Source organism: Mycobacterium kyorinense (genome assembly GCF_002101735.1).
In the GTDB taxonomy this organism is placed as follows: domain Bacteria; phylum Actinomycetota; class Actinomycetes; order Mycobacteriales; family Mycobacteriaceae; genus Mycobacterium; species Mycobacterium kyorinense.
This window is the reverse complement of record NZ_LQPE01000106.1, coordinates 30,516-53,995: the sequence shown is the minus strand read 5'-3', so window position 1 is coordinate 53,995 and position 23,480 is coordinate 30,516. Positions and strand designations below refer to the sequence as shown.

At 67.0% G+C, this 23,480-nt stretch carries 23 protein-coding genes and 1 pseudogene; 15 read left to right on the top strand and 9 right to left on the bottom strand.

Annotated elements, in window-relative coordinates:
* Positions 1 to 7: 7 nt before the first annotated feature.
* From AWC14_RS12750 to AWC14_RS12735, 4 genes are all read right to left on the bottom strand, one after another.
* Positions 8 to 850, bottom strand: a complete 843-nt coding sequence (locus AWC14_RS12750; RefSeq protein ID WP_045377254.1) for an MlaE family ABC transporter permease — start codon at positions 848 to 850, stop codon at positions 8 to 10.
* Positions 847 to 1,611: an MlaE family ABC transporter permease gene (locus AWC14_RS12745; protein WP_045377257.1), complete on the bottom strand. Its 765-nt coding sequence runs from the start codon at positions 1,609 to 1,611 to the stop codon at positions 847 to 849. Before AWC14_RS12745 ends, AWC14_RS12750 begins: the two co-directional genes overlap by 4 nt.
* 262 nt (positions 1,612 to 1,873) lie before the next feature.
* A complete protein-coding gene (locus tag AWC14_RS12740; RefSeq protein WP_045377260.1) occupies positions 1,874 to 2,782 on the bottom strand; it encodes a 3-oxoacyl-ACP reductase in 909 nt (302 codons plus the stop codon).
* Between the two features lie 24 nt (positions 2,783 to 2,806).
* Positions 2,807 to 2,998, bottom strand: a complete 192-nt coding sequence (locus AWC14_RS12735; RefSeq protein WP_045377263.1) for a ferredoxin — start codon at positions 2,996 to 2,998, stop codon at positions 2,807 to 2,809.
* Positions 2,999 to 3,116: 118 nt separating this feature from the next.
* On the opposite strand from AWC14_RS12735, the gene AWC14_RS12730 reads away from it, so the two are divergent.
* From AWC14_RS12730 to fadD17, 3 genes are read left to right on the top strand one after another with little or no spacing between them, the layout of a single operon-like run.
* Positions 3,117 to 4,298, top strand: coding sequence for an acyl-CoA dehydrogenase family protein (locus tag AWC14_RS12730; protein ID WP_045377265.1), 1,182 nt, complete (start codon positions 3,117 to 3,119; stop codon positions 4,296 to 4,298).
* 18 nt (positions 4,299 to 4,316) lie between these two features.
* Positions 4,317 to 5,408, top strand: a complete 1,092-nt coding sequence (locus tag AWC14_RS12725; protein ID WP_045377268.1) for an acyl-CoA dehydrogenase family protein — start codon at positions 4,317 to 4,319, stop codon at positions 5,406 to 5,408.
* 1 nt (position 5,409) lies between these two features.
* Positions 5,410 to 6,921, top strand: coding sequence for a long-chain-fatty-acid--CoA ligase FadD17 (fadD17, locus tag AWC14_RS12720; protein WP_045377423.1), 1,512 nt, complete (start codon positions 5,410 to 5,412; stop codon positions 6,919 to 6,921).
* Here fadD17 and AWC14_RS12715 read toward each other — a convergent pair.
* Entirely contained in the window at positions 6,918 to 8,360 is a 1,443-nt protein-coding gene (locus tag AWC14_RS12715; protein WP_057003277.1) for an aldehyde dehydrogenase, read from the bottom strand. The genes fadD17 and AWC14_RS12715 overlap by 4 nt on opposite strands.
* Before the next feature lie 90 nt (positions 8,361 to 8,450).
* Between AWC14_RS12715 and AWC14_RS12710 the strand changes: the two genes are divergently transcribed.
* The 9 genes and pseudogenes from AWC14_RS12710 to AWC14_RS12670 all read left to right on the top strand — a co-directional run bounded on the left by AWC14_RS12710 (position 8,451) and on the right by AWC14_RS12670 (position 15,300).
* Complete coding sequence (locus AWC14_RS12710; RefSeq protein WP_045377271.1) at positions 8,451 to 9,716, top strand: aromatic ring-hydroxylating oxygenase subunit alpha; 1,266 nt, start codon at positions 8,451 to 8,453, stop codon at positions 9,714 to 9,716.
* Positions 9,716 to 10,045 (top strand): hypothetical protein, encoded by a 330-nt coding sequence (locus AWC14_RS12705; RefSeq protein WP_045377273.1) that lies wholly within the window; start codon positions 9,716 to 9,718, stop codon positions 10,043 to 10,045. Before AWC14_RS12710 ends, AWC14_RS12705 begins: the two co-directional genes overlap by 1 nt.
* Positions 10,042 to 11,280, top strand: coding sequence for a metal-dependent hydrolase family protein (locus tag AWC14_RS12700; protein ID WP_045377276.1), 1,239 nt, complete (start codon positions 10,042 to 10,044; stop codon positions 11,278 to 11,280). The genes AWC14_RS12705 and AWC14_RS12700 overlap by 4 nt, the downstream gene beginning before the upstream one ends.
* Before the next feature lie 8 nt (positions 11,281 to 11,288).
* Positions 11,289 to 11,753 carry a MarR family winged helix-turn-helix transcriptional regulator gene (locus AWC14_RS12695; protein WP_045377277.1) on the top strand — a complete coding sequence of 155 codons (465 nt, stop codon included), beginning with the start codon at positions 11,289 to 11,291 and terminating at the stop codon, positions 11,751 to 11,753.
* 49 nt (positions 11,754 to 11,802) lie between these two features.
* Positions 11,803 to 12,087, top strand: a pseudogene (locus AWC14_RS12690) (2Fe-2S iron-sulfur cluster-binding protein); the annotation flags it as partial.
* Positions 12,080 to 12,829, top strand: a complete 750-nt coding sequence (locus AWC14_RS12685; protein ID WP_045377282.1) for an SDR family NAD(P)-dependent oxidoreductase — start codon at positions 12,080 to 12,082, stop codon at positions 12,827 to 12,829. The pseudogene AWC14_RS12690 and the gene AWC14_RS12685, both read left to right, overlap by 8 nt.
* 12 nt (positions 12,830 to 12,841) lie before the next feature.
* Complete coding sequence (locus tag AWC14_RS12680; RefSeq protein WP_045377285.1) at positions 12,842 to 14,113, top strand: aromatic ring-hydroxylating oxygenase subunit alpha; 1,272 nt, start codon at positions 12,842 to 12,844, stop codon at positions 14,111 to 14,113.
* Positions 14,106 to 14,441 (top strand): hypothetical protein, encoded by a 336-nt coding sequence (locus AWC14_RS12675; RefSeq protein ID WP_142281680.1) that lies wholly within the window; start codon positions 14,106 to 14,108, stop codon positions 14,439 to 14,441. Before AWC14_RS12680 ends, AWC14_RS12675 begins: the two co-directional genes overlap by 8 nt.
* Before the next feature lie 13 nt (positions 14,442 to 14,454).
* Positions 14,455 to 15,300, top strand: coding sequence for a TauD/TfdA dioxygenase family protein (locus AWC14_RS12670; RefSeq protein WP_045377289.1), 846 nt, complete (start codon positions 14,455 to 14,457; stop codon positions 15,298 to 15,300).
* A gap of 4 nt (positions 15,301 to 15,304) precedes the next feature.
* On the opposite strand, the gene AWC14_RS12665 is transcribed toward AWC14_RS12670, so the two are convergent.
* Together AWC14_RS12665 and AWC14_RS12660 are read right to left on the bottom strand one after the other, a co-directional pair.
* Positions 15,305 to 16,852: an acetolactate synthase large subunit gene (locus AWC14_RS12665; protein ID WP_045377292.1), complete on the bottom strand. Its 1,548-nt coding sequence runs from the start codon at positions 16,850 to 16,852 to the stop codon at positions 15,305 to 15,307.
* Between the two features lie 18 nt (positions 16,853 to 16,870).
* Complete coding sequence (locus AWC14_RS12660) at positions 16,871 to 18,517, bottom strand: acyl-CoA synthetase (RefSeq protein ID WP_045377295.1); 1,647 nt, start codon at positions 18,515 to 18,517, stop codon at positions 16,871 to 16,873.
* 68 nt (positions 18,518 to 18,585) lie between these two features.
* Between AWC14_RS12660 and AWC14_RS12655 the strand changes: the two genes are divergently transcribed.
* Entirely contained in the window at positions 18,586 to 19,386 is an 801-nt protein-coding gene (locus AWC14_RS12655) for a crotonase/enoyl-CoA hydratase family protein (RefSeq protein ID WP_045377298.1), read from the top strand.
* A 108-nt stretch (positions 19,387 to 19,494) separates the two neighbouring features.
* Positions 19,495 to 20,370, top strand: coding sequence for a type IV toxin-antitoxin system AbiEi family antitoxin (locus tag AWC14_RS12650; RefSeq protein ID WP_045377301.1), 876 nt, complete (start codon positions 19,495 to 19,497; stop codon positions 20,368 to 20,370).
* Between the two features lie 15 nt (positions 20,371 to 20,385).
* On the opposite strand, the gene AWC14_RS12645 is transcribed toward AWC14_RS12650, so the two are convergent.
* The gene (locus AWC14_RS12645; RefSeq protein ID WP_045377303.1) at positions 20,386 to 21,594 is read right to left on the bottom strand and encodes a cytochrome P450; all 1,209 of its coding nucleotides are present in this window, start codon (positions 21,592 to 21,594) and stop codon (positions 20,386 to 20,388) included.
* Between the two features lie 16 nt (positions 21,595 to 21,610).
* Here AWC14_RS12645 and AWC14_RS12640 point away from each other — a divergent pair, with 16 nt between their 5' ends.
* Positions 21,611 to 22,333 carry an acetoacetate decarboxylase family protein gene (locus AWC14_RS12640; protein ID WP_045377305.1) on the top strand — a complete coding sequence of 241 codons (723 nt, stop codon included), beginning with the start codon at positions 21,611 to 21,613 and terminating at the stop codon, positions 22,331 to 22,333.
* Positions 22,334 to 22,434: 101 nt separating this feature from the next.
* Here AWC14_RS12640 and AWC14_RS12635 read toward each other — a convergent pair whose 3' ends face one another.
* Positions 22,435 to 23,466: an LLM class F420-dependent oxidoreductase gene (locus AWC14_RS12635; protein ID WP_045377308.1), complete on the bottom strand. Its 1,032-nt coding sequence runs from the start codon at positions 23,464 to 23,466 to the stop codon at positions 22,435 to 22,437.
* Between the last annotated feature and the right edge of the window lie 14 nt (positions 23,467 to 23,480).

Sequence of the window (23,480 nt, the reverse complement as noted above, 5' to 3'; positions counted from 1 at the left end):
GCTCCCTTTATCCGGAGAGGTTGAAATTACCGGACGCACCGTATACGGCCAGCGAGATGAACAAAGTGATGACGACGACGACGATCAGCGACGTGCGCACCGCCTGGCCGACCGCCAGGCCGACGCCCACCGGGCCGCCAGAAGCGTTGTAGCCGTAGTAGGTATGGACCAGCATCACCGCGATCGACATTACGATCGCCTGCAGGAACGACCACAGCAGATCGCTCGGGTTGAGGAACGTATTGAAGTAGTGGTCGTACAGGCCCGCCGACTGCCCGTTGATGAACACCGTGGTGAACCTGGCCGCGAAGAACGACGCCAGCACCGCCAGCGAGTACAGCGGGACGATCGCGATCAGCCCGGCGATCAACCGGGTAGACACCAGGTAGGACACCGAGTGCACGGCCATCGATTCGATGGCGTCGATCTCTTCGGCGACCCGCATCGCGCCCAGTTGGGCAGTGGTGCCGGCGCCGATCGTCGCGGCCAGCGCGATGCCGGCCACGACGGGGGCGACGATGCGGACGTTGAGGAATGCCGACAGGAAGCCGGTCAGCGCCTCGATGCCGATGTTGCCCAGCGACTCGTAGCCCTGGACCGCGATGACGCCGCCGGAGGCCAGCGTCAGAAACGCCGCCACCCCGACCGTTCCGCCGATCAGCACCAGCGCGCCGGTACCCAGCGTCATCTCGGCGATCAACCGGATGGTCTCCTTGCGATAGCGGCCGAATGCGTTCGGGATGTAGCGCATCGATTCGCCGTAGAACAGCGCCTGCTCGCCGAAGTTGTCGACCGGCCCGGCGAACCGGGACATGAAGCGGCGGAACCGCAGCGTGGCGTCGTAGCTCATCGGGCCAGCACCCGAACCCCGATCGCCGTCATGATCACGTTGATCACGAACAGGCAGATGAACGCGTACACCACGGTCTCGTTGACGGCGACGCCGACGCCCTTGGGTCCGCCCTTCACCGTCAGTCCCCGGTAACAGCCCACCAAGCCGGCGACGACCCCGAACAACAGGGCCTTCACCTCGGAGAGCACCAGCTCACCGAGGTGCGTCAGCACCGTCAGGCCGTTGACGAACGCGCCCGGGTTGACGCCCTGCAATAACACAGAGAAGACGTAGCCGCCGGCGATGCCGATCGCCGACACCAGGCCGTTCAAAAGCAGCGCGACGAACGTCGACGCCAGCACGCGGGGCACCACCAGCCGATGGATCGGGTCGATGCCCAGCACCCGCATCGCGTCGATTTCCTCGCGGATGGTGCGGGCGCCCAGGTCGGCGCAGATCGCGGTGGCTCCGGCGCCGGCGACCACCAGCACGGTGACGACGGGGCCGAGCTGTGTGATGGTCCCGAACGCGGTGCCCGCCCCGGACAGGTCGGCGGCGCCGAGCTCGCGCAGCAGGATGTTGAGGGTGAAGGCCACCAGGACGGTGAACGGGATGGCCACCAGCAGCGTCGGGATCAGCGACACGCGGGCGATCATCCAGGTCTGGTCGAGGAACTCGCGGAGCTGGAATGGTCGTCGGAACATCGCCCGGAACGTCTCCAGCGACATCTCGACGAACCCGCCCACGGCCCGGGCTGGAACCGCGAGCTGTTCGATCAACCTTCGGTCCCTTCTCGGGTGGGGGCGTCTGCAACCTTGGCGAAGCCTATGCGTCCCCTACGCGCGCCGGTATGTCTCCCCTATCGTCGGACGCTGCTCCGCGTGAGCCGGATCATAGTAACTAGAACAAGTTCGCAGTGTCAAAGAACTGCAAAATTAGACAAAAGTTAGTAGTTTGTCGAGGTCAGACGCTATGTGACGCAAATCATCCTGTAACGTGTTCTACCCGGCGAACGGCGATACACATCGTCTCACGCGCCCGTCACGACTCCATCAGGCCGGTCGCCGCGAAGGTGCGTTCGGGGTCGCGCCCAGCAAAGTACTCCTGCAGCGTCGCGCTCAGCTGCCCGGGCTCCCAGGCCGGCGCGTCCGTCGCGAACTGTTGCTCGACCGTCGGCGCCGCCACCAGCGTCACCCGCGGTCCGTACACGATGAACAGCTGACCGTTGACCGCTTCGGCCGCCGGCGAAGCGAGGAACCGGACCAGGGTCACCACATGCTCGGGCGAAAGCGGATCGATCTCGCCGGTCTCGGGCGCCTCGCCGAACACGTCGGCGGTCATCGCGGTGCGCGCCCGCGGGCAGATCGCGTTGGCGCAGACCCCGTAGCGGCCCAGCGCCCGCGCGGCGGACAGGGTCAGCGCGGTGATGCCGGCCTTGGCGGCGCCGTAGTTCGCCTGCCCGACCGGACCGACCAGCCCGGCCTCCGACGAGGTGTTGACCAGCCGGCCGTACACCGAACCGCCCGAGTCCTTGGCCTTTTGGCGCCAATACGTGGCCGCATTGCGAGTCAGCAGGAAGTGGCCGCGCAGGTGCACGGCGATCACAGCGTCCCACTCCTCGTCGGACATGTTGAACAGCATCCGGTCGCGGGTGATCCCGGCGTTGTTGATCACAATGCTCAGCCCGCCCAGCCCGTCGGCGGTGCCGACCAGCTCGTCGGCGGTCGCGCGCTGGCTGATGTCGCCGGCTACCGCGACGGCCTTGGAGCCGGCCGCGGTGATCTCGTCGATCACGTCGGAGGCGTCCAGCGCGCCGGCGATGTCGTTGACGACGACGGTGGCGCCGGCGCGGGCTAAGCCGATCGCCTCGGCGCGGCCCAGTCCTGCGGCCGCGCCGGTGACCACCGCGACCTTCCCGGATAGGTCGGTCGCGTTCGTGCTGCTAGTCAATTTATGAATACCTCTAGTCTGGTGTCAGTCTTCGCGCTTCAGGGCGGCGCGCGGGCATTCGGCGATCGCCTGCTCGGCCAGCGCCTCCCGGTCGGCGGGAATCGGGTCCGTCTTCACCACGGCATAGTCCTCGTCGTCGAGCTCGAAAATATCCGGCGCGATTCCCATGCACACCGCGTTGCCCTCACACCGATCGCGGTCCACTATCACTCGCACGAGGTTCCTCCTTGCGTTTCCGGCTGCCGTGTCCCCACCATACGACGACGGCCCGCTGGACCCTCAGACTAGAACGTGTTACAACCAGGAAGGTAACCGCATCGCGAAGGGACGGCCAATGCGGATCAGTTATACCCCGGAGCAGGAGGAACTGCGCCGCGAGCTGCGGTCGTATTTCGCCAAGCTGATCACCCCTGAGCGCCGCGAGGCGCTGAGCTCGACGTCGGGTGAGTACGGCACCGGCAACGTCTACCGCGAGACCGTCGCGCAGATGGGCCGCGACGGGTGGCTTGCGCTGGGCTGGCCCAAGGAGTACGGCGGGCAGGCCCGCTCGGCGATGGACCAGTTGATCTTCACCGACGAGGCGGCGATCGCCGGGGCGCCGGTGCCGTTCCTGACGATCAACAGCGTTGCCCCGACGATCATGGCGTTCGGCAGCGAGGAGCAGAAGAAGTTCTTCCTGCCCAAGATCGCCGCGGGCGAGCTGCACTTCGCCATCGGCTACTCCGAGCCCGGCGCCGGCACCGATCTGGCGAACCTGCGCACCACCGCGGTGCGCGACGGCGACGACTACATCGTCAACGGCCAGAAGATGTGGACTTCCCTGATCCAGTACGCCGACTACGTGTGGCTGGCCGTGCGCACCAACACCGAAGCCAAGAAGCACCGCGGCATCTCGGTGCTGATCGTGCCGACCACCGCCGACGGCTTCTCCTGGACGCCGGTGCACACGATGGCGGGCCCCGACACCAGCGCCACCTATTACTCCGATGTCCGGGTTCCGGTGGCCAACCGGGTCGGCGAGGAGAACGGCGGCTGGAAGCTGGTCACCAACCAGCTCAACCACGAGCGCGTCGCGCTGGTGTCCGCGCAGCCGATCATCGTGGCGCTCAACCAGGTTCGCGAGTGGGCGCAGAACACCAAAGACGCCGGCGGCGCCCGGCTGATCGACTCCGAATGGGTGCAACTCAACCTGGCCCGGGTGCACGCCAAGGTCGAGGTGCTCAAGCTGATCAACTGGGAGCTGGCCTCGGCCGAAGGCGCCGCGCCCTCCCCCGCCGACGCGTCGGCTGCCAAGGTGTTCGGCACCGAGTTGGCCACCGAGGCCTACCGGCTGCTGATGGAGGTGCTGGGGTCGGGGGCCACTGTCCGCCAGGATTCGTTCGGTGCGCTACTGCGGGGTCGGGTCGAGCGGATGCACCGGGCGTGTCTGATCCTGACCTTCGGCGGCGGCACCAACGAAGTTCAGCGCGACATCATCGGCATGGTCGCGTTGGGTCTGCCCCGAGCCAACCGCTGACCGGTAAAGGACTTACTGATGGACTTCTCGACAACCGAAGCCGCCCAAGACCTCGGCGGTCTGGTGGACACGATCGTCGACGCCGTGTGTACGCCGGAGCATCAGCGCGAGCTGGACGGGCTCGAGCAACGCTTCGATCGTTCGCTGTGGGGCAAGCTCGTCGACGCCGACATTCTGAGCACCGCAACCCCGGAGTCGTTGGGCGGCGGCGGTTATGGCGTGCTGGAGCAGACCGCGGTGTTGGTCGCGTTGGGCCGGGGGCTGGCCGCAGTGCCGTATCTGGAGTCGGTGGTGCTGGCCGCCGGTGCGCTGTCCCGGTTCGGTTCGCCCGAACTGCAGCAGCAGTGGGCCGCGCCCGCGGTGAGTGGCGCCAAGGTGTTGACCGTCGCGCTGGACGGCGAGATGGGCGACGGCCCGGTGCAGGCCACCCGTTCGGGTGACGGCTACCGGCTGACCGGAACGCGCACCCTGGTCGGTTATGCCCCGGTGGCCGACGGCTTTCTGGTGCCTGCCGAAACCGATTCCGGGACAGCGGTTTTCCTGGTCAGCGCCGACGAAGTCTTGGTAACCCCGCTGGAGACAACGGGCCTAGGCAGCGTGGGGCATGTACAGCTGGACGGGGTCGAGCTCGAGGGCTCCCGGCTGGTAGGTGGCAACAACGTGGTGAGCTGGATTTCAACACGTACATCGTTGGGCCACAGCGCCTTTCAGCTCGGCGTGCTGGACCGCGGGCTGCAGTTGACCGCCGAGTACGCCCGCACCCGTGAGCAGTTCGACCGCCCGATCGGCAGCTTCCAGGCCGTGTCGCAGCGGTTGGCGGACGGCTACATCGACGTCAAGGGGCTGCGGTTGACGCTCACCCAGGCGGCGTGGCGGGTGAGCGAGGATTTGCCCGCCGACACCGAAGTGGCCACGGCGGCGTTCTGGGCGGCCGACGCCGGACACCGGGTGGCCCACACCATCGTTCACGTGCACGGTGGTGTCGGCATCGACATCGACCACCCGGTTCATCGCTATTTCCTGGCGGCCAAGCAGACCGAGTTCGCACTGGGCAGCGCGACGGGGCAACTGCTCCGGATCGGCCGTGAGCTCGCGGACACGCCCGCCTGACGTGACCGAGGTTCTCCCGACCGTCACCGACTTGCTGAAACCGCTTGTCGACATCCACGATCGGGGCGTCTACTTCGAGGACTCGTTCACCAGCTGGCGTGACCACCTTCGGCACGGCGCGGCGGTGGCGGCTGCGGTGCGGGCGCGGCTCGACCCCACCCGCCCGCCGCATGTCGGGGTGCTGCTGGAGAACACCCCGTTCTTCTCGTCGGTGCTCGTCGCGGCCGGGATGTCGGGCATTGTGCCGGTGGGTCTCAACCCGGTGCGCCGCGGCGCCGCGTTGGCCCGCGACATCGACTATGCGGATTGCCAGCTGGTGTTGGCGGATGCGAATTCGGCTGCGGCGCTGGGCGATATCGCGCATATCAATGTCGACTCCGGTGAGTGGGCCGACGAGGTGGCCGCGCACGGCGACGCCGAGGTGCGCTTCCGGGATGCCGCGCCCGAAGACCTGTTCATGCTGATCTTCACCTCGGGCACCAGCGGTGATCCGAAGGCGGTGAAATGCAGTCACGGCAAGGTCGGGATCGCGGGGGTGACGATGACCGAACGGTTCGGTCTCGGCCCCGCCGACCGCTGCTACGTGTCCATGCCGTTGTTCCACTCCAACGCGGTGCTGGTGGGCTGGTCGGTGGCCGCGGCGTGCCGAGGGTCAATGGTGTTGCGGCGCAAGTTTTCCGCGTCGGGCTTTCTGCCCGACATCCGCAAGTACGGCGTCACCTACGCCAACTACGTGGGCAAGCCGCTGTCGTATGTGCTGGCCACCCCGGAACGGCCTGACGACGCGGACAACCCGCTGAAGGTGGTGTACGGCAACGAGGGTGCGCCCGCCGACATCGAACGCTTTGCCCGCCGGTTCGGCTGTATCGCCGTCGACGGCTTCGGCTCGACCGAGGGCGGCGTGGCGATCGCCCGAACACCTGACACGCCCGAGGGCTCGCTGGGCCCACTGCCGGACGGGATCGAGATCCGCGACACCGAGACCGGTGCGCCATGCCCGCCGGGGGTCATCGGCGAGTTGGTGAACGTCGCGGGCCCGGGCCGGTTTGAGGGCTACTACAACGACCCGGAGGCCGATGCCGCACGGATGGCCGACGGTGTCTACCACAGTGGCGACCTGGCCTACCGCGACGAGAACGGATACGTGTATTTTGCTGGGCGGCTTGGTGATTGGCTGCGGGTCGACGGGGAAAACCTGGGCACCGCGCCGATCGAGCGGGTGCTGGCACGCTACCCCGGGGTGTCGGAGGTGGCGGTGTACGGCGTGCCCGATCCCGCCGTCGGCGACCGGGTGATGGCCGCGCTGGTGATGGCGCCGGGCGCGGAGTTCGACGTCGACAAGTTCCGCGCGTTCCTGGCCGAGCAGCCCGACCTCGGGCCCAAGCAGTGGCCGTCCTACGTGCGGGTCAGTAGCGCGCTGCCGCGCACCGCGACCTTCAAGGTGCTCAAGCGGGAACTGTCGGCCCAGGGCATCGTCTGCCCCGACCCGGTCTGGACCGTGCGCGAGCGCTAGCCGGCCACCGAGATCGACTTGGTGTCCAGGTAGGCCTCGATGCCTTCGCGGCCCAATTCCCGGCCGTAGCCACTGGATTTGACGCCGCCGAACGGCGCATACGGGTCCATCGTGTAACCCTGGTTGACGCCGAAAGTGCCCGTGCGCATGCGCGTAGCGAGCGCCACCCCACGTTCGGTGTCGTCGCTGAAGACCGAGCCGGCCAGCCCGTAGTCGGAGTCGTTGGCGATCCGGACTGCCTCGTCCTCGTCGTCGTAGCCGATGACCGTCAGCACCGGGCCGAAGATTTCTTCGCGCGCGATCCGCATGCTGTTGTCGGCGTCCGCGAACAGCGTCGGCCGAACGTACCAGCCCCGCTCGGCGCCGTCGGGCATGCCGGTGCCGCCGGTGACCAGTCGGGCGCCTTCACGCTGGCCCATTTCGATGTAGTCGAGGACGCGCTGTTGTTGCCGCCGAGACACCAGGGGGCCCAGTTGAGTGGCGGGGTCGCTCGGATCGCCCACGACGAGCGTCTTTATTTCCGCGGCCAGCGCGTCGACGAATTCGTCGCTTCGCTTGGCGGGCACCAGGATCCGGGTGAGCGCGTTGCAGATCTGGCCGCTGTTGGACAGGCTGGCCGAGCGGATCCCGACTGCGACGGCGGCCGGGTCCGCGTCGTCGAGAACGATCGCCGCCGACTTGCCGCCGAGTTCCAGGCTGACCCGCTTCAACCCGGTAGCGCAAGCCGCGGCCACCCGTCGGCCGGCGGCGGTGGACCCGGTGAACGACACCTTGTCCACGCCTGTGTGCCCCACCAGGTAGGCGCCGACGTCGGCGCCGCCCGGCACGACGTTTACCACACCGGGCGGCAGGTCGAGCTCGTCGAGCAGTTCGGCCAGCAGCAGCGCGTCGAGCGGCGACTCGGGCGCCGGTTTGACCACCACGCAACAGCCGGCCAGCAATGCGGGCATCAGCTTCGTGACGATCAGGAACTGCGGCATGTTCCACGGCACGATCGCGGCGACCACGCCGACCGGTTCTCGCCGGATGCGGATGTCGGCGCCGTAGCGGCCTCGCCGGGTTTCCTGCCACGCAAAGTCGGCAGCCAGATCGGCGAACGCGGTCATCATCATCCACGGCAGGCCGACCTGGGCCCGCTGGGCGAAGCTGGTGGGCGCGCCGATCTCGGCGGTGATGAGATCGGCCATCTCCAAACGCCGTTCGCCGTAGAGCTCGGCCAGCCGGCGCACCGCGGCAGTGCGCTCGGACGGATCGAGCCTCGGCCAGGGGCCGTCGTCGAACGCGTTGCGGGCAGCCTCGACGGCGGCGTCGACGTCGGACGGACCGGCAGCCGCGACGCGGGCGACCGGTGCTTCGGTGACCGGTGAGATCACCTCGATCACGGCGTCGCTGCTCGGCGCCACCCAACGCCCACCGATGAAGAGCCCGTCGCCTCGCACACCGACCTCCGCCCGTAATATCAACTACTTGCGATTGCTCTGTCGAGCATATACGGTCGGCCCTGCGGGCGGATATCGACAGGAGTACGCATGCCTCGTTTCCCCAAGCCGCCGGAGGGCAGCTGGACGCAGCACTACCCCGATCTCGGCACCGGGCCGGTGTCCTACGAGGACTCCATCTCGCCGGAGTTCTACGAGCTCGAGCGGGCGGCGATTTTCAAACGCACCTGGCTGAATGTCGGCCGGGCCGAGCAACTTCCGCGCACCGGCAGCTACTTCACCAAGGAACTCAAGGTCGTCAACACCTCGATCATCGTGGTGCGCAACACCGACGGTGACATCAAGGCGTTCCACAACATCTGCCGGCACCGCGGCAACAAGCTGGTATGGAACGACATGCCGGCCGAGGAGACCAGCGGCTTCTGCAAACAGTTCCGGTGCAAGTACCACGCCTGGCGTTACGACCTGGACGGCCACCTGACTCACGTCCCGCAGGAAGGGGAGTTCTTCGACCTGGACAAGGACCGCTACGGGTTGGTGCCGGTGCACTGCGACGTGTGGGAAGGCTTCATCTTCGTCAACTTCGCCGCCGAACCCGACCAGTCGCTGCGGGAATTCCTGGGCCCGATGATCACCGCGCTGGAGGGTTATCCGTTCGGGCAGATGACGTCGCGGTGGCGCTACCGCTCGGTGGTGAAAGCGAATTGGAAGCTCTACCTGGACGCGTTCCAGGAGTTCTACCACGCGCCGGTGTTACACGCGAACCAGTCGCCGACCAAGTACTCCAAGGCGGCGGCCGAGGCCGGGTTCGAAGCGCCGCACTATCGCATCGACGGGCCGCACCGGCTGGTCAGCACCTCGGGTGTGCGGGCCTGGGAGATGGACGCCGAGATGCGCAAGCCGATCGACGAGATCTGTCGCAGCGGGCTTTTCGGCCCGTGGGACAGCCCGGATCTCGGCCCCCTGCCCGACGGCGTCAACCCGGCCAACTGTGACCCGTGGGGACTGGACTCGTTTCAGCTGTTCCCCAACTTCGTGATCCTGATCTGGGGGCAGGGCTGGTACCTGACCTACCACTACTGGCCGACCTCCTACAACAGCCACGTCTTCGAGGGCACGCTGTATTTCCCGCCGCCGCGCACTCCGCGCGAACGGGTCGCTCAAGAGCTGGCGGCGGTGACTTTCAAAGAATTCGGCCTGCAGGACGCCAACACGCTGGAGGCCACCCAGTCGATGATCGAATCTCGTGCCGTCGACGGCTTCCTGCTCAACGATCAAGAGGTGCTGATTCGTCATCTACACCGCGAGACCGCGGCGTGGATCGACGAGTACCGGCGCGCGACGGCGGGGGTCTGATGAGCGCCAAGCTGCCACCCGAATTCGCCGATCTGGAGCCATTTTCCGACTGGTGCCTGCCGACCGAGCCGCAGCGTTACCACAAGCGACTCACCAGCTCGATGGCCGACATGCAGGCGTTCTACGACGCCATCATCCCGCGCGCGGAGGACGCGCTGGCCTACTGCGACAAGTTCAGCCTCGACGACTTGCCCGACGACGTGACCAACCTGATGCATCTGCTGTACTCGATGATCATGGTGTCGTTCCCGGTCGAATGCTGGAAGCAGCCCCGCATTCCCGACTCGGGCGCCTCGACCCTGGATTGCGTGAGCGAACCGGTGCCGTGATCGTGTTGCGGGCCGCCCGTTGGGCGGACGTCGACGCCGGTGAGGTCCGCTCGCCGGCGGTGGTCGTGGTCGACGGCGACCGGATCGTGTCGGTGAATCCGCCTGAGCCACCGGCCGATTCGGCAGCCGAGATCGATCTCGGCGACGTCACGCTGCTGCCCGGCCTGATGGACATGGAGCTCAACCTGCTCATCGGCGGCCCCGGCGGACCGGAAGGGTTGCCGTCGCCGATGCACGGTGTGCAGGACGACCCGGCCTACCGCACGTTGCGCGGCGCGGTGAACGCCCGCACCACCCTGGACGCCGGCTTCACCACCGTGCGCAATCTCGGCCTGATGGTCAAGACCGGCGGCTATCTGCTCGACGTGGCACTGCAGCGCGCGATCGACCAAGGTTGGCACGTCGGCCCGCGGGTGGTGCCGGCCGGCCATGCCGTCACACCCTATGGCGGGCATCTGGATCCGACGGTGTTCCAGCGGCTGGCGCCGGGCATCATGCCGCTGTCGGTGGCCGAAGGGATCGCCAACGGGGTACCCGATGTGCGCGCCTGCGTGCGCTACCAGATCCGCCACGGCGCCAAGGTGATCAAGGTGTCGGCGTCGGGCGGGGTGATGTCGCACAGCACCGCACCCGGATCGCAGCAGTACTCCGACGAGGAGTTCGCCGCGATCGCCGACGAGGCGCACCGGGCCGGTATCCGGGTGGCCGCGCACGCGATCGGCGACAGCGCGATCCGGGCCTGCATCAAAGCCGGAATCGACTGCATCGAACACGGATTCCTGGCCACCGACGACACCATCGCGATGATGGTCGACCACGGCACCTTCCTGGTCTCCACGACCTACCTGACCGAAGCGCTGGCCGTGGACCGGGTGGCACCCGAGTTGCGCAAGAAGGCCGCCGAGGTGTTCCCGCAGGCAAAAGCCATGCTGCCCAAGGCAATAGCCGCGGGAGTGCGCATCGCCTGTGGCACGGACGCGCCCGCGATCCCGCACGGTGAGAACGCCAAGGAGCTGTGCGCGCTGGTCGACCGCGGCATGACACCGATGCAGGCGATCCGCGCGGCGACGGTGACCAGCGCCGAGCTCATCGAAGCCGACGACGAACTCGGCCGGCTGGCGCCGGGCTACCTCGCCGACATCATCGCCGTGCCAGGCGACCCGTCGCGCGACATCGCCAGCACGCTCGACGTACGGTTCGTGATGAAGGACGGGCAGGTTCACAAGCGGCCGTAGGACACACCATGGAACTCACCGACAACATCCTGTGGCTGCTCAAGCAGGCCTTCCACTTCTCGCTGAAGACCGTCAACGACGCGATCAGCAGTCACGGAGTCACCACCGCGCAGATCGGCCTGATGCGTCAGCTGGCGAACGAGCCGGGACTGTCCGGGGCCGAATTGGCCCGCCGGCTGCTGATCAGCCCGCAGGGTGCACAGTTGGCGATCGCCGCGCTCGAGGACCGCGGGCTGGTGGAGCGCAAGCAAGACCCGCAGCACGGGCGGATCCTGCAGACCTATCTGACCGATCAGGGTCGCGCCGTGGTCTCTGCGGTGCTCGCCGACGCGCTGGCCGCCCATGACCAGGTATTCGGCGTGCTGAGCCCCGACGAGCAACAACTGCTGCACGACCTGCTGGCCCGCGTGGTCGAACAGGGCACCGGCAACCCGCTGTTCACCGACCATACTGGCGATGAATCAAGTACTTGATACGCATCGCAAGTACTTGATATTGTGCTTGGCGATGGAAGAGACTGCGACCGACACGGTCACCGAAGTGGTGACGATCCAGCTGGACCGGCGCACCACGGTGGTGCCCTATCGGCCGGGCAACACGGTTTTGCAAACCGCCCGGATGGCCGGGCTGGCTGCGCCGTCGTCGTGTGAGACCGGTTCGTGCGCAACATGTATGGCCCGGTTGGTCGAGGGCAGTGTGCGGATGATCAACAACGACGCACTCACCGACGACGACGTCGCCGAGGGCTGGGTGCTGACCTGTCAATCTCTGCCGACGAGTCGCACAGTGCGGGTGGTTTATGAGTAACCAGCGGGTGGCGGTGGTGACCGGCGGTGCGTCGGGCATGGGCGAGGCGACCTGCCACGAGCTGGGCCGCCGCGGCCACAAGGTAGCGGTTCTCGACATCAACAGCCAAGCCGCGCAACGGGTTTCCGACGAGCTGCGCGCCGAGGGAGTGACCGCGCTGGGGGCCGGGGCGGACGTGAGCGACCGGCGCGCGGTCGAGGAAGCGTTCGCGAAGGTGCGCAGCGAGTTGGGGCCGGTGGGCATTCTGGTGACCAGCGCGGGCATGGTGGGCTTCGCTGCGTTTACCGAGATCACACCCGAGTCGTGGCAGCGGATCATCGACGTCAACCTCACGGGCACGTTTCACTGTTGCCAGGTGGCGCTGCCGGACATGGTGGCGGCGGGCTGGGGTCGCATCGTGATGATCTCGTCGTCGTCCGCCCAACGCGGCTCCCCTGGCATGGCGCACTACGCCGCGTCGAAGGGCGCGCTGATCACATTGACGAAATCGCTGGCGCGCGAATACGCGCCGGCAGGCATCACCGTCAACAACATCCCGCCGTCCGGCATCGAGACACCGATGCAGCACCAGTCCCAGGCGGAGGGCAACCTGCCGTCCAACGAAACCATGGCCGGAACAATCCCGCTCGGCCATCTCGGCACCGGGGCGGATATCGCGGCCGCGGTCGGGTTTTTGTGCTCGGAGGAGGCCGGCTTCATCACCGGCCAGGTGCTCGGCGTCAACGGCGGGGCAGTGATGTGACAGGAGGTTCGCATGGCGCGATGGCCTAAACCGGCGGAAGGCAGCTGGACGCAGCACTATCCGGACTTGGGCACCGGCCCGATTTCCTTCCGGGACTCCACGTCGCCGGAGTTCTACGCGGCCGAACGGGAGGCGATCTTCAAACGCGCCTGGCTCAACGTCGCCCGTGTCGAGGAACTTCCCCGCGTCGGTAGCTACCTCACCAAAGACATTGCCGCCGTGGGCACGTCGATCATCGTGGTCAAGGGCAAGGACCAGACGATCCGCGCGTTCCACAACATCTGCCGGCACCGCGGAAACAAGCTGGTGTGGAACGACTTTCCGAACGAGGAAACCAAGGGCGTGTGCCGGCAGTTCACCTGCAAGTACCACGGCTGGCGCTACGACCTCGACGGCGCGCTGACATTCGTGCAGCAGGAGTCGGAGTTCTTCGACCTCGATCGCGACGCCTACGGCCTGCGCCCGGTGCACTGTGACGTCTGGAACGGCTTCGTCTTCGTCAACTTCGACGACGAACCGCGCCAGACCTTGCGAGAGTTCCTGGGCCCCATGGTCACTGCGCTGGACGGCTATCCGTTCGACAAGCTCACCGAGCGCTACGACTGGGTCGCCGACAACAACAGCAACTGGAAGATCTTCGCCGACGCGTTCCAGGAGTACTACCACGTGCCGTCGCTGCACCCACAGCAGGTTCCGCCGGCAGTGCGTGACCCCAACGCCGGCTTCGAATGCGCACATTTCCAGATCGATGGGCCGCACCGTTTGGTGTCCACCGCCGGAACTCGCCGATGGCTGCTGGCGCCGGAGTACATGTATCCGATCGAACGGGCCACGCGCAGTGGGCTTGTCGGCCCGTGGCGCACCCCCGATCTGGGTGAGCTGCCGGCCGGGCTGAACCCGGGCGGCATCGAGCCGTGGGGGATCAGCAATTTCCAGATTTTCCCGAACCTGGAGATCCTGATCTACGGCGGCTGGTATCTGCTGTACCGGTATTGGCCGACGTCGCACAACACCCACCGGTTCGAGGCCTACACCGCGTTTCACCCGGCCCGCAGTGTGCGCGAACGGATCGAGCACGAGGTGGCGGCGGTGGTGCTCAAGGAGTTCGCGCTGCAGGACGCCGGCATGCTGGGCGGCACCCAGGCGGCGCTGGAGACCGGCATCGTCGACGAGTTCCCGCTCAACGACCAGGAGATCCTGGTGCGCCATTTGCACAGGGTGGTCGGCGACTGGGTGGCGGAATATCAAGCCGAGCGCACGCCGGTAGGGGCCAGCCGTGGCTGACGCGTTGCTGCCGAGTGCGTTCGCCGAACTCGAGTCGTACGCGCAGATTTGGTGCCTGCCAACCGAAGCCGAGCGGTGGGACCGCCGGATGGCCAGCAGCATGGCCGAGATGCGGGAGTTCTACGACGCCTTCTTTCCGCGGCTGGAAGAGGCCATCGAGTATTGCGACAAGTTCTCCCTGGACGACCTGCCCGACGATGCGCTGAACCTGCTGCACCTGATCTATTCGCTGGTCATGGTCGCGATGGCGGTGGAAATCATGCATCAACCCCGGCCCACCGACGCCGCTGACGCGGTCATGGTTCGCATCGGCGAGCCGGTGCCATGAGAGAGGACACCCGATGAGTCTGCTCACCGTCACCAAGCTCACCACGTCGGTGGGCGCCGAAGTCGGCGGCATCGACCCCGACCGGCTGGCCACCGACGACGTGCTCGCCGAAGCGGTGCTCGACGCGCTGGAGGACAACGGTGTGCTGGTCTTCCCCGACCTGCATCTCAAACCCGAAGCGCAGGTGGCGTTTTGCCGCCGGCTCGGCGAGGTCGACCACTCCTCCGACGGCCATCATCCGGTGGCGGGCATCTACCCGATCACCCTGGACCCGGCGAAGAACTCCTCGGCGGCGTATCTGCGCGCCACCTTCGACTGGCACATCGACGGCTGCACCCCGATGGGCGACGAATACCCGCAGAAGGCCACTGTGCTGTCGGCGGTGCAGGTCGCCGAACGCGGCGGCGAAACCGAGTTCGCCAGCACGTACGCGGCCTACGACGCGTTGAGCCCTGACGAGAAGCGGCGGTTCTCGTCGCTGAAAGTCGTTCACTCCCTTGAGGCTTCGCAGCGCCGCGTCACACCCGACCCCACACCTGCGCAGTTGGCGCGCTGGCGGTCGCGGCCGACCCACGAGCATCCGCTGGTCTGGACCCACAACGACGGCCGCAAGTCGCTGGTACTGGGGGCGTCGGCCGACTACCTCGTGGGCATGGACCTCGACGAGGGCCGGGCGCTGCTGACCGAGCTGCTGGAGCGGGCCACCGTTCCCGACAAGGTGTACAGCCACCGCTGGTCGGTCGGTGACACCGTGATCTGGGACAACCGCGGCGTGCTGCACCGCGCCGCTCCCTACGACCCGGATTCTCCGCGAGAGATGCTGCGCACCACCGTACTTGGCGACGAGCCGATTCGGTAGCCCGTCATCCCAGCATCGAGGGCACCATTGCCTCGACGAGATGCGGTCCCGACTCGTCGAATGCGGCGCGCAGGGCGTCGGCGAACTCTTCCGCGGTGCTGACCCGGCGCGCCGGGACGCCCATGCCCTCGGCTATCTTGACGAAATCCATTGCGGGGCGGGTCAAGTCGAGTAGCTCACGCGCTTTGGGGCCCGGCGTGATTTCCGCCCCGACCCGTCGCAGCTCGAGGCGCAGGATGTCGTAGGCGCCGTTGTTGTAGACGACGGTGGTGACGTCGAGGTTCTCCCGCGCCTGCGTCCACAGCCCGGAGATCGTGTACATCGCCGAGCCGTCGGATTCCAGGCAGAGCACCGGACGGTCGGGCGCGGCGACGGCGGCACCGACCGCGGCAGGGATGCCGTAGCCGATCGCGCCGCCGGTCAGCGTCAGCCAATCATGCGGGGGCACACCGGCAGTCGCGGCCGCCAGTGGCAGACCCGACGTGTTGGATTCGTCGACGACGATCGCGCGCTCCGGCAGCAGCGCGCCGATCACGTCGGCCGCCGTCATGGCCGTCAGTGCACCGGTCGGCAGCTGCGGACGCGACGGCTCGGCCACCGGGGCGTCGGTGCCGGGCGCTATCTGGTCGGCCAGCGCTGTGAGTGCTTCGGCCGCACCACGGTAACCGCTCAGCACGTGCACTTGACAGCCGTCGGGCACCAGGTCGCTGGGCCGGCCGGGATAGGCGAAGAACGACACCGGTGACGGTGCCCCGGCCAGTATCAGATGCTTGGCGCCGTCGAGTTGTGCCGCAACGGCTTCGGCGAAGTACGCAAGCCGGTCGACAGCCGGCAGGCCGGCGCCGCGCTCCAAGCGGGTCGGGAACGTCTCGCAGTACCAGCGCGCACCCGTGTCCGCGGCGACCCGGGCCGCCGCCTGCAAGCCCGCGGCGCGGGTGGCGTCGCCGCCGACCAGGATCACCGTCGGCTCGCCGGAACGCAGCACCTTGGCCGCCAGCTCCACCGCGTCCATGTCGAGAGTCGACGGCGTCTGAGCAGCGGCCGGGTGGCCGGTCTGCGCACCGTCGGTCCAGGAAACATCCGCCGGCAGGATCAGCGTGGCGACCTGCCCGGCGGCCCGGCTGGCGGCGATGGCCTCGGCGGCGTCTGAGGCAACGTCACCGTCGGACCGCCGCAGCCAGCCCGACACGCTGCCTGCCAGCGCCTCGATGTCGGATTCCAGTGGGGCGTCGTACTTCTTGTGATAGGTGGCGTGGTCGCCCACGACCACCACGACCGGGACGCGGGCGCGTCGCGCGTTGTGCAGGTTGGCCAGCCCGTTGCCCAGCCCGGGTCCGAGATGCAGCAGCACCGCGGCGGGACGGTCGGCGATGCGAGCGTAGCCGTCGGCCGCGCCGGTGGCCACCCCTTCGAACAGCGTCAGCACCCCGCGCATCCGCGGCACGGCGTCCAGCGCCGCAACGAAATGCATCTCGGATGTTCCGGGATTGGCGAAACACACGTCGACGCCGCCGTCGACCAGGGTATTGATCAGCGCATGAGCACCATTCACGCTTCGACTGTAAACGCCTCACGCACTGACGTGGTTGGCGTGCCTCTCGTCGGCCGGGCGGGCCTCGGTCTGCTCCTTGGCCCAGCGGTAGTCGGGCTTGCCGGCCGGTGACCGCTTGACCTCGTCGACATACCAAAGTGCCCGCGGCACTTTGTATCCCGCGATCTCGCTGCGCACGAACCGGTCGAGTTCGGCCAGCGACGGACGCATGCCGGGCCGCGGCTGCACGACGGCGGCCACACACTGGCCGTACCGCTCGTCGGGCACCCCGACCACCAGCGCGTCGAACACGTCGGGATGGCCCTTGAGCGCGGCCTCGACTTCCTCCGGGTAGATCTTCTCCCCGCCGCTGTTGATCGACACCGACCCGCGGCCGAGCATGGTGACCGTGCCGTCGGCCTCCACCTGGGCGTAGTCGCCGGGGATGGCGTAGCGCACGCCGTTGATCACCTTGAAGGTGGCCGCCGACTTCTCCGGGTCCTTGTAGTAGCCGACCGGGACGTGCCCGCGCTTGGCAATGACCCCGCGCACGCCGGAGCCCGGCTTGACCTCGTTGCCGTCCTCGTCGAGCACCACGGTCCACTTGTCGATCGTGACCCGCGGGCCGCCGGTGTGCGGTTCGCCCTTGGCGACGACGCTGGTGCCGCCGAACCCGGTTTCCGACGATCCGATCGAGTCGGTGACGACCCGATTGGGCAGCAGTTCGAGCAGTTTCTCCTTGATGCTCGGCGAGAACAGCGCCGCGGTGCTGGCCAACAGGAACAGCGAGGACAGGTCGTAGGCCTGCCCCTTCTCCTGTCCTTCCAGCAATGCATCGAGCAGCGGCCGCGCCATCGCGTCGCCGGTGAAGAACAGCAGGTTGACCTTGTGCTTGTGAATGGTGCGCCAGACCTCGTCGGCGTCGAATTCCGGTGCCAGCACGATGGTTCCGCCGGAGAACAACGCCATCCAGGTCGCCGACTGGGTGGCGCCGTGGATCATCGGCGGAATCGGGAACCGGACCATCGGCGGCCCGGCGGCGGCCTGCTTGGCCAGGTCGTACTCGTCCTTGACGTATTCGCCGGTCGCAAAGTCGGTGCCGCCCAGCAGCACCCGGTAGATGTCTTCGTGGCGCCACATCACGCCCTTGGGGAAGCCGGTAGTGCCGCCGGTGTAAAGCAGGTAGATGTCGTCGGCGCTGCGGGGGCCGAAATCGCGTTCGGGAGAGCCCTTTTCGAGTGCAGAGTAGAACTCGACGCCGCCGTAGCGCTGGTAGTCCTTGTCGCTGCCGTCCTCGACGACCAGGATCGTCTTGACGTTCGGGGTGTCCGGCAAGACGTTGGCGACCCGGTCGGAGTACTGACGCTCGTGCACCAGCGCGACCATGTCGGAGTTGTCGAACAGATAGCGCAGTTCGCCCTCGACGTAGCGGAAGTTGACGTTGACCAGGATGGCGCCGGCTTTGACGATGCCCAGCATCGCGATCACGATCTCGATACGGTTACGGCAGTACAGGCCGACCTTGTCGTCCTTCTTGACGCCCTGGTCGATCAGGAAATGCGCAAACCGGTTGGCCTTCTCCTCCAGCTGGCCATAGGTCAGCTGGTCGTCGCCGCAGATCAGGGCGACGCGGTCAGGCACGGCGTCGACGGCGTGCTCGGCTAGGTCGGCAATGTTCAGAGCCACGGACCCAAATTAGAACGTGTTACATTTCCTGACAAGTCTGGGGTCCTCTGGCAGGAAGGCGAACACCGGTGAGCGAGTCCGAGAAAGAACCCGACGCCTTGGTTGAGCAGCGCGGACACACCCTGATCGTCACGATGAACCGGCCGGCGGCGCGCAACGCGCTGAGCGGCGAAATGATGCAAATCATGGTCGAGGCGTGGGACCGCGTCGACAACGATCCCGACATCCGGTGTTGCATTTTGACCGGCGCCGGCGGCTACTTCTGTGCGGGCATGGACCTCAAGGCGGCCACCGCGAAACCGCCGGGTGAGTCGTTCAAGGACGGCAGCTACGACCCGTCGCGCATCGACGCCCTGCTGAAAGGCCGGCGGCTGACCAAGCCGTTGATTGCCGCCGTCGAGGGTCCGGCCATCGCCGGCGGCACCGAGATCCTGCAGGGCACCGACATCCGGGTGGCCGGCGAGAGCGCCAAGTTCGGCATCTCGGAAGCCCGCTGGAGCCTCTACCCGATGGGCGGCTCGGCGGTGCGACTGGTCCGCCAGATCCCCTACACCGTGGCGTGTGATCTGCTGCTGACCGGACGGCACATCACCGCCGCGGAGGCCAAGGAGATCGGCTTGATCGGGCACGTGGTTCCCGACGGGCAGGCGCTGAGCAAGGCTTTGGAGATCGCCGACGTGATTGCGGCTAACGGCCCGCTGGCCGTGCAGGCGATTTTGCGGTCGATCCGCGAGACCGAGGGCATGCACGAGAACGAGGCGTTCAAGATCGACACCCAGCTCGGCATCAAGGTGTTCCTCTCCGAGGACGCCAAGGAAGGCCCGCTGGCCTTCAAGGAAAAGCGCGCGCCTGTCTTCCGCGGCCGCTGACGCGTCCGCTCTTGGCGCCGAGCGTGTACTGAGGGCGGGATACGCGCCGTTTTTCCGCCCTGAATACACGTTGGTGGGCTTGTCGGTGCCGGACGGCACACTCCCGCCATGGGGGAACCGTTCTTGGGCAGCGAAGCCCTAGCTTGTGGTCAGCTGACGAAGCATGCACTGCGAAGCAGATACGTCGCGATCCATCCTGACGTCTACGTCCCAGTCGGCACCGAACTCACAGCCGTGCTGCGCGCCCGCGCCGCCTGGCTGTGGTCTCGGCGGCGCGGCGTGATCGCAGGTCACTCGGCTTCGGCTTTGCATCGCGCCAAATGGGTCGATGACCGGGCACCGGCCGAGTTGCTGTACGACTATCGCCGGCCGCCCAACGGTATTCGCACCTGGTCCGATCGTGTCGATGACGACGAAATCCAACTAATCGATGGCATGGTCGCAACCACGCCAGCACGCACCGCCCTCGATTTGGCGTGCCGTAACCCCGTCGGCAAGGCCGTCGCGGCCATTGACGCGCTCGCCCGGGCGACACGCCTCAACTTGGCTGACGTCGAACTGCTGACCGAGCGATACAAGGGACGTCGCGGTATTCGGCGTGCCCGCATCGCGTTGCCACTCGTCGACCCCGGTGCGGAATCGCCCCGCGAGACATGGTTGCGCTTGCTATTGGTCCGCGCAGGCTTCCCTCCGCCACAAACCCAGATTCCGGTGTACGACGAATACTGCGTCCTCGTTGCCGTCGTCGATATGGGTTGGGAGAACATCAAAGTGGCCGCCGACTACGAGGGCGATCATCACTGGACCGACCGACGCCGGTTCTACCACGACATTCGGCGCGCGGAAGCCCTGACGGAGTTGGGATGGATCGACGTGCGCGTCACGGCCGAGGATACCGAAGGCGGCATCATCCGGCGCGTGGGTGACGCATGGGATCGGCGAACGTGTAACCAGGGCGGGATTTTGACGAATTTTTCGTCCTGAGTACACGTTCGGCGGTCAGCGGTGCAGAGGAGCTGTGGGCGTGAAGACCACCGGCATGGATTCCAGGCCGCTGACAAAGTTGGCCGGCCGCAAAGGCAGCCTGTCGTCGGAGGCCAGCCGTAGATCGGGCAACCGCTGCAGTATCCGCGACGTCATCAGCGAAAGCTCGAGCCGGGCAAGCTGATTCCCCAGGCAGAAGTGGGTGCCGAAGCCGAAAGCCATGTGGTTGTTGGGGTCTCGGCTGATGTCGAACTGTTCCGGGTTGTCGAACACCGACTCGTCGAAGTTGGCGGACTCGAAGAGCAGCATCATCTTCTCGCCCTGCTTCAGGGCAGTTCCGTGGAATTCGGTGTCTGCGGTCAGTGTCCGGCACATGTTCTTCACCGGCGACGTCCAGCGCAGCATCTCCTCGATGGCGCCGGGTAGCAGCGACGGGTCGGCCACCAGCTGCTCCCACTGGGAGTGGTTGCGCAGCAACTGCTCCGTCCCACCGGACAGGGTGTGCCGGGTGGTCTCGTCGCCGCCGATCAGAATCAGCAGCGTCTCGAAGACGATCTCGTCGTCGGACATCCGCTGCCCGTCGACCTCGGCGTTCACCAGGATCGAGAACAGGTCTTCGGTGGGCTCGGACCGGCGCTTGGTGATGATGCTCATGGTGAATTCGGTGTAGGCGGCGAAAGCGTCCATCACGGCTTGGAATTCGGCCGACGTCGGGTCTAGGTGCGAGCTCAGCCCGGTCACCAGGTCGTCCGACCACTTCAACAGCATCGCGCGATCTTCGGGCAGCACACCGAGCATGTCGCCGATCACCGCCATCGGCAGCGGCGCGGCGATGTCGCGGACGAAGTCACACTCGCCGCGCTCACACACCGCGTCGATCAGCGTGTCGCACAGCCGGGCAATCGACGGCTCGTTTTCGCGCACCCGCTTGCGGGTGAAGCCGGCGTTGACGAGCTTGCGCCGCAACAGATGTGCCGGATCGTCCATGTCGATCATGTACGGCATGCCCGGCTGGTCCGGACGGATACCGCCGGTGCTGGAGAACAATTCGGGATTGCGCTCGGCGTCGATGATGGCCTGATACGTCGTCGCGGCGGCCAGACCGTTGCTGTCCCGGAACACCGGTTGATTGGCCCGCATCCAGCGATATGCCTCGCGGGCTCGCCGGCCGTCGGCGTAGAAAGTGCCGTCGGTCAGATCAACGTCTGGAATTGTGACCGTCATCTACTAACCTCCAGATATGCCTGAGTCACAACACACCATCGCCGGAACGGTGCTGACCATGCCGGTCCGCGTTCGCAAGGCTGACGTACATACCGCGATGTTCTCGGTGGACGCCGGGGCGGCGCAGCGGCTTATCGACTACAGCGGCCTGCGGGTCTGCCAGCACCGACCGGGCCGGGCGGTGGTCAACCTGATGCTGGCCCGCTATATCGACGGCGATCTCGGGCAATACCACGAATTCGGCACCGCCGTGATGGTCAACCCGCCCGGCTCGACGGCCGGCGGCTGGCGGGCCTTCAAGGACGCCGCTGCGTTCATCCACCACCTGCCGGTCGACCAATCCTTCACCCTCGAGGCGGGCCGCACCATTTGGGGTTTTCCAAAGATCATGGCGGACTTCACCGTTCGCGAAGGCCGCAGGTTCGGGTTCGACGTCAGCGCCGAAGGCGCGTACATCGCGGGCATCGAGTTCGGTCGTGGCCTGCCGGTGCCGTCGATCTTCACGTCGCGCGGGCAGGTGCTCAAGACCTACACCTACGCCGACGGCACCACCCGCGAGGTGCCGTGGGAGATGAAGGTCAGCGGACTGCGCGGCCGACCCGGCGGGGCGACGGTGCGGCTGGGCGATCACCCCTACGCCAAGGAGCTGGCGTCGCTGGGCCTGCCGAAGCGGGCGATGGTGTCCGGGTCGGTCGCCAACGTCGAAATGTCGTTCGGCGACGCGCACCCGCTCACCTGAGCGTCTCATCCGGCTTCCTATCCTCGTGGCGACCCGCTGCGCCCGGCTTCGCCGCGCTTGCGATCGCCACGTTAGAACGTGTTCTAACCGGACCGCAACGGTCAGATCAGCGTCGCGAGCTCGCGAATCTGCTCGGTGCTGCGACCGGACACCACCATCATGGTCACGCCGGCGGCCTCCCAGACCTTGACCTGCTCACGCACGTAGTCCAGGTCGCCGACGATCGCGGCGTCGTCGATGACTTCGTCCGGGATGATCTCCGCGGCCTTGTCCTTCTGGTCGCTGCGGAAGAGCCGGGTGACCTCGTCGACGACCTCGGCGTAACCCATCCGGCGGTACACGTCAGCGTGGAAGTTGGTGTCTTCGGCACCCATCCCGCCCATGTACAGGGCGATATACGGCTTCATCGCCGAGAAGGCGGCGGCGCGGTCATTGGTGATGACGATGTTGGCCGTCGCGCAGACCTCGAAGTCCTCACGACTGCGTCGCGCCCCGGGCCGGGCGAACCCTTCGTCGAGCCATTCGTTGTACATGCCGGCCAGCCGCGGCGTGTAGAAGATCGGCAGCCAGCCGTCGCAGATCTCGGCGGCCAGTGCGACGTTCTTCGGCCCCTCGGCGCCCAGCAGGATCGGGATGTCGGCCCGCAGCGGGTGGGTGATCGGTTTGAGCGCCTTGCCCAGACCCGTTGTGCCGTCGCCGGTCAACGGCAGGGGGTAGTGCGGGCCGTCGCTGGTCACCGGCTTCTCCCGGGCCAGCACCTGGCGCACGATGCCGATGTACTCGCGGGTGCGGGCCAGCGGCTTGGGGAAGCGCTGGCCGTACCAGCCCTCGACCACCTGCGGGCCGGACACGCCCAGGCCCAGCATGTGCCGGCCACCGCTCAGATGGTCCAAAGTCAGCGCCGCCATTGCACACGCGGTCGGGGTGCGCGCGGACAGCTGGACCACCGACGTGCCCAGCCGCAGGCGTCGGGTCGACGCGCCCCACCAGGCCAGTGGGGTGTAGGCGTCCGATCCCCATGCTTCGGCGGTGAACACGGCGTCGAAGCCGGCGTCCTCGGCCGCGGCGACCAGTTCACCGGCGTTCTCCGGCGGCTGAGCGCCCCAATATCCCAGCTGCAATCCCAGCTTCATCCCTGGCTCCTTGC